6 protein-coding genes are annotated in these 5,691 nt (G+C 73.0%); 4 read left to right on the top strand and 2 right to left on the bottom strand.

What is annotated here, in order from left to right:
• Window positions 1-132 precede the first annotated feature (132 nt).
• Together ABZV94_RS39635 and ABZV94_RS39630 are read right to left on the bottom strand one after the other, a co-directional pair.
• Window positions 133-420: an antitoxin gene (locus ABZV94_RS39635; protein ID WP_356349626.1), complete on the bottom strand. Its 288-nt coding sequence runs from the start codon at window positions 418-420 to the stop codon at window positions 133-135.
• Window positions 421-444: 24 nt separating this feature from the next.
• On the bottom strand, window positions 445-738 hold the full coding sequence (locus tag ABZV94_RS39630; protein WP_356349623.1) for a hypothetical protein: 294 nt from the start codon (window positions 736-738) through the stop codon (window positions 445-447).
• A gap of 181 nt (window positions 739-919) precedes the next feature.
• On the opposite strand from ABZV94_RS39630, the gene miaA reads away from it, so the two are divergent.
• From miaA to ABZV94_RS39610, 4 genes are all read left to right on the top strand, one after another.
• On the top strand, window positions 920-1,858 hold the full coding sequence (gene miaA / locus ABZV94_RS39625) for a tRNA (adenosine(37)-N6)-dimethylallyltransferase MiaA (RefSeq protein ID WP_356349621.1): 939 nt from the start codon (window positions 920-922) through the stop codon (window positions 1,856-1,858).
• A gap of 389 nt (window positions 1,859-2,247) precedes the next feature.
• Window positions 2,248-2,712 (top strand): hypothetical protein, encoded by a 465-nt coding sequence (locus ABZV94_RS39620; protein WP_356349628.1) that lies wholly within the window; start codon window positions 2,248-2,250, stop codon window positions 2,710-2,712.
• 56 nt (window positions 2,713-2,768) lie between these two features.
• The gene (gene dapF / locus ABZV94_RS39615) at window positions 2,769-3,638 is read left to right on the top strand and encodes a diaminopimelate epimerase (RefSeq protein ID WP_356349618.1); all 870 of its coding nucleotides are present in this window, start codon (window positions 2,769-2,771) and stop codon (window positions 3,636-3,638) included.
• 187 nt (window positions 3,639-3,825) lie between these two features.
• Window positions 3,826-5,691, top strand: a 1,866-nt coding sequence (locus tag ABZV94_RS39610; RefSeq protein WP_356349616.1) for an HD domain-containing protein, incomplete at its 3' end; no start/stop codon positions are given.

Here is a 5,691-nt window from a genome sequence, read left to right as displayed (position 1 = left end):
GGCCCCGCGCGCCCCGCCGTCGCGCGTGCTGCGCAGGCACCCCGGCTCTCGGCGGACCACGCACGCCGCCGGGGCGTCCCGCAGGTCACGGGGCGCCCCGGGCGTGTGTCACCAGGAACGGCCGTCGGCTCCTCACGAAGCCGGTGGCGGTCCCTCCGGATGGGTCGGAGGGGCCGGGGTCATCGGGTCGTGGGGCGCCGCCTCGGGGCCGCTCTTGTGCGCGAGGCGGTCCATCGCCTCCTTGGCCTTGCCAGTGCCCGCCTGGATCTTGTCGCTGTACTTGCCCTTGGTCCGCTCGTCGACGGCCTTCGCGGCCTTGTCGATCCCGTGCTGGACCTTGTCCCCATGCTGGCGCGCGAGGTCCGACACCTTGTCCTTGGCCGGGCCCAGCTTGGCCTTCATGTTGTCCAACAGACCCATGGTCCACCTTCCCTCGCGGGACAGTTACCTGCGGGCGCCCTCGCCGGTCTCGCTGTCGGCGGCCTCGCCTGCGGACTGCTGCCGGGGGATCCCGGCGCCCTCGGACGCGTCGTCCGTACCGGAGTCCGGGCGCACTGCCCCGTCCTCGTGCCCGTCCCCGGACGGATCCTCCGCCTCCGCCGACCCGGCTCCCCTCACCTCCGCCGACTCCGCCTGCTCCGCCTCGGTTCCTTCCGGCTCCGTGTCGGCGCCCGCCGCCGTGGCCGACGCCTCCGGAGTCGCCTTCGATCGGCCGAGAAGCCGTGCAAAAACGCCCATATCCACTCCATACGGTACTCGTGCGGGCGAATTCCCGCGTCACCCGGTGCGTAAGGTTGCGCCGCCCGGGTCACCGCCCCCGGCAGCCGGCGGGCGGTACCTCGCACGGGCAACGACCCGGGACGTACACCGTCACGTAACTCGTACGAGACCTCGTCGCGAGGTTTGCGAGACTGGTGCGGTGAGCAGTGCATCCCCCGCCCCCCGCGTCATCGCCGTCGTCGGACCGACCGCGGCCGGAAAGTCCGATCTCGGCGTCTTCCTGGCCCAGCAGCTCGGCGGCGAGATCGTCAACGCCGACTCCATGCAGCTGTACCGAGGGATGGACATCGGTACCGCCAAGCTGACGCCCGAGGAGCGCGGCGGCATCCCCCACCACTTGCTGGACATCTGGGACGTGACGGTCACGGCGTCGGTCGCCGAGTACCAGAAGCTGGCCCGCGCGCGGATCGACGCACTGCTCGCCGAGGGCCGCTGGCCCATCCTGGTCGGCGGCTCCGGTCTGTACGTCCGCGGCGCCGTCGACAATCTGGAGTTCCCCGGCACCGACCCGGAGGTCCGCGCGCGCCTGGAGGAGGAGCTGGCGCTGCGCGGCTCGGGCGCGCTGCACGCCCGGCTGGCCGCAGCCGACCCCGAGGCCGCCCGCGCGATCCTGCCGAGCAACGGTCGCCGTATCGTCCGCGCCCTGGAAGTGATCGAGATCACCGGCCAGCCCTTCACGGCCAACCTGCCCGGTCACGACTCCGTCTACGACACCGTCCAGATCGGCGTCGACGTGGCTCGTCCGGAACTGGACGACCGCATCGCGCGGCGCGTCGACCGCATGTGGGAGGCGGGCCTCGTGGAGGAGGTGCGCGCACTGGAGGCGCGAGGCCTGCGCGAGGGGCGCACGGCGTCGCGCGCGCTCGGCTACCAGCAGGTGCTCGCGGCACTCGCGGGGGAGTGCACCGAAGCGGAAGCGCGGGCCGAGACCGTCCGTGCCACCAAGCGCTTCGCGCGCCGCCAGGATTCATGGTTCAGGCGCGATCCCCGGGTGCACTGGTTGAGTGGGGCCGCGGTGGACCGCCGGGAACTTCCGCAGCAGGCCCTGGCGTTGGTCGAACGACCGGTTACAGCCTGATCACGTCATGGCATCGGGATGCGCCGCCGGTCATCGCGGCCTCGGGCGCCGTGCCATCATCGAGCTTCGATCGACCAAGTGGAGCCTAGTTGGGAGGGCGCGTGGCGATGGAGGCCGGCCCTCGCGACACCGCACGAAGTGCCGAGCACGTCACCACGGAGGGTGACGACCCGGGCCGGAGCGGCCCGCGCCCCGGCGGGGACCGCTCGCGGGTGAGTGGGCGCGTCGACAGCCCTCCGCGCGGGAACGGCCTGATCGACGCCGCTGTCCCCGACGGCGACCTCGGCGAGGACCGTCCGACGGAGAGCGACCGCTCCGCCGACCTGTTCACAGCCGACCGGCTCCCTGCGGACCGTCCCGCCGAGGACCGGCTCGCGGAGGACCACCGTCTGCCCGAGACCAGCCTCTCCGAAGGCCGCCTCTCCGATGACCCCCTGGCCGAGGACGGTCCCGACGACACCGTGGACGGTGTGACCGCCGACGGACCGGAGCCAGAGGAGATGTACCCGGGCGGTCCGGAGGTCGAGGTCGAACTGCGCCCGCAGCGCCGACTGCGCATCTGGCAGCTCGCCCCCATCGTGGGCCTGGCCGCCGTCGGCTCCCTGATGTTCGCCTTCCCGCTCGCCTTCGACTTCGGCGACAGCGGCGCGGTCATCGCCATGCTCGGCCTGCTGATCTGCTCCTGCGCCGCGGGCTGGGGCATGATGGCCGCCCGCCGGGTGGGCTACACCTGGCCCGGCCTGCCCGCGCGCGGCTCCGGCCGCCGCCCCGACTGGCGGGTGGTGCTCGGGTACGTGCTCCTGGTCGTCGTGGTCGTCGTGCTCGCGGTGTGGCGCGTCGCCCGCCTGCGCTAGAGCTGTCCGAACGGGCACTGACGGGCACGGTCGTACCCACCCCGTACGATCGAGGGATGAGCACACGGATCGCCTTCCTCAAGGGTCACGGCACCGAGAACGACTTCGTGATCGTCCCGGACCCCGAGAACGCCCTCGACCTGCCGCCGGCAGCCGTCGCCGCCCTGTGCGACCGCCGAGCGGGCATCGGAGGCGACGGCGTGCTGCACGTCGTACGGTCCGCGGCTCACCCGGAGGCCCGGAAGATGGCCGCCGAGGCGGAGTGGTTCATGGACTACCGCAACGGCGACGGCTCGGTCGCCGAGATGTGCGGCAACGGCGTCCGTGTGTTCGCCCGCTACCTCCAGCACGCCGGACATGTGGCCGAAGGCGACCTCGCGATCGCCACGCGCGCGGGAGTGAAGACCGTCCACATCGCGAAGGACGGTGACATCACCGTCGGCATGGGCCGCGCCCGCCTCCCCGAGGGCGAGGTCACGGTCACCGTCGGTGAGCGCAGCTGGCCCGCGCGCAACGTGAACATGGGCAACCCGCACGCGGTGGCCTTCGTGGCCGACCTGGCGCACGCCGGCGACCTGTACGGCGCGCCGCCGGTCAGCCCGGCGGCCGCCTACCCGGACGGCGTGAACGTCGAGTTCGTGGTCGACCGAGGCCCCCGTCACGTCGCCATGCGCGTGCACGAGCGCGGCTCCGGCGAGACCCGCTCGTGCGGCACGGGCGCGTGCGCCGTCGCCGTGGCCACCGCCCGGCGGGACGGCACCGACCCGGCCCTCACCGGCACCCCGGCGACGTACACCGTCGACGTGCCCGGAGGCCGCCTCGTCATCACCGAGCGACCCGACGGCGAGATCGAGATGACCGGCCCCGCCGTGATCGTCGCCGAGGGCGAGATCGACGCCGAGTGGCTGGCTCACGCGTTCGGCTGACCCACGCCGCTAAACCTCGTTTCCGTCGCTCGAATGGGTGATCCGTTTCACGCTCGGCGAGAGGCGGTCTGTCGCACGTGGTGGGCTCGATAGCATCAAGCACCGGCACGGACGGGGGAACGTCGCCATCCCTGAGCCGCGTACGCCCTGGGGGCCCCGTCCGCCGGTCCACGAGCCGGAGGTGCCCATGAGTGCGGAGGCCACGAATCCTGCGACCGCTGGCCCGGTAGCGCCCACAGCGCCACAAGCGCTCACAGCGTCCGCGGCACCCGCGGCGGCGCGCAGGAAGTCCCGGCCCCGGATCGATCTGCGCCGACTGGGCCGGGCCGCGCTGCTCGGCCCCGCCGCCCGCGGCAAACTGCCCGACGCGATCAGCCACGTCGTGGAGGCGCACCGCGCCCACCACCCCGACGCCGATCTCGAACCCCTGCGCCGCGCCTACGTCCTGGCGGAATCCTCGCACCGCGGGCAGATGCGCAAGAGCGGTGAGCCGTACATCACGCACCCGCTCGCCGTGACCCTCATCCTCGCCGAACTCGGCGCCGAGACGACGACGTTGACGGCCTCTCTGCTGCACGACACGGTCGAGGACACGGAGGTGACGCTGGAACAGGTGCGGGAACAGTTCGGCGAGGAGGTTCGTTATCTGGTCGACGGCGTCACGAAACTGGAGAAGGTCGACTACGGAGCCGCCGCCGAGCCGGAGACCTTCCGCAAGATGCTCGTCGCCACCGGCAACGACGTGCGCGTGATGTCGATCAAACTCGCCGACCGCCTGCACAACATGCGCACCCTCGGCGTGATGCGCCCCGAGAAACAGGAGCGGATCGCCAAGGTCACCCGCGACGTCCTCATCCCGCTCGCCGAACGCCTCGGTGTGCAGGCCCTGAAGACCGAGCTGGAGGACCTGGTCTTCGCCATCCTCCACCCCGAGGAGTACGAGCACACCAGAGAACTCATCGCGGAGAACGCCGCCCGCCCCGGCGACCCGCTCGCCGAGGTCGCCGACGAGGTGCGCGGGGTGCTGCGCGAGTCCGGCATCCCGGCCGAAGTCCTCATCCGCCCCCGGCACTTCGTCTCCGTCCACCGCGTGTCCCGCAAACGCGGACAGCTGCGTGGCACCGACTTCGGCCGCCTGCTGGTGCTGGTGAACGAGGACGCGGACTGCTACGGCGTCCTCGGCGAACTGCACACGTGCATGACGCCGGTGGTCTCGGAGTTCAAGGACTTCATCGCCGTACCGAAGTTCAACCTCTACCAGTCCCTGCACACCGCCGTCGCCCGCCCCGACGGCCAGGTGGTCGAAGTCCTCATCCGCACCCACCAGATGCACAAGGTCGCGGAGGCCGGCGTCGTGGCCCTCGGCAACCCGTACGCGTCCGGCGCCGACGCCCCCGCGTCCGACACCGGCACGTCCGGCGCCCCAGCCGACGGCGAGCGCGCCGATCCCACCCGCCCCGGCTGGCTCTCCCGCCTCCTCGACTGGCAGCAGGCCGCCCCCGACCCCGACACCTTCTGGTCCACCCTGCGCGAGGACCTCGCCCAGGACCGCGAGATCACCGTCTTCCGCCCCGACGGGGGTGCGCTCGGCCTGCCCGAGGGCGCCACCTGCGTGGACGCCGCCTACGCGCAGTACGGCGAGGACGCGCACGCCTGCATCGGCGCCCGCGTCAACGGCCGGCTGGCCACGCTCAGCACGGTCCTGCGCGACGGAGACACCGTCCAACTGCTGATGGGCCAGGACCCGGCCTCCGAACCCTCCCGCGAGTGGCTGGAGCACGCGCACACCCCGGCCGCCCGCATCGCCATCCAGCGCTGGCTGGCGACCCACCCCCTCGGCGCCACCGACGCGGCCGAGCCGGGCGAGCGGGGCGACGCACGCGCCGAAGCCGCACGGGCCGCCGCCGGGCCTGCCACGGCCACCGAGACGACCGAGGCGACCGAGGCCGCCGCCGGGCCCCGCACGGCGTCGGCACGGGCCGGTCAGGCCCTGCCCGGGGGGCCCGCAGCCACGACCGGCCGCTCCGCGGGCCCCGCCGCCGGCCGTTTCGCG

This window comes from Streptomyces sp. NPDC004658, from assembly GCF_040609555.1.
Taxonomy (GTDB): domain Bacteria; phylum Actinomycetota; class Actinomycetes; order Streptomycetales; family Streptomycetaceae; genus Streptomyces.
Note: the sequence above shows the minus strand (reverse complement) of the source record. Positions and strands in the feature narration are given on the sequence as shown.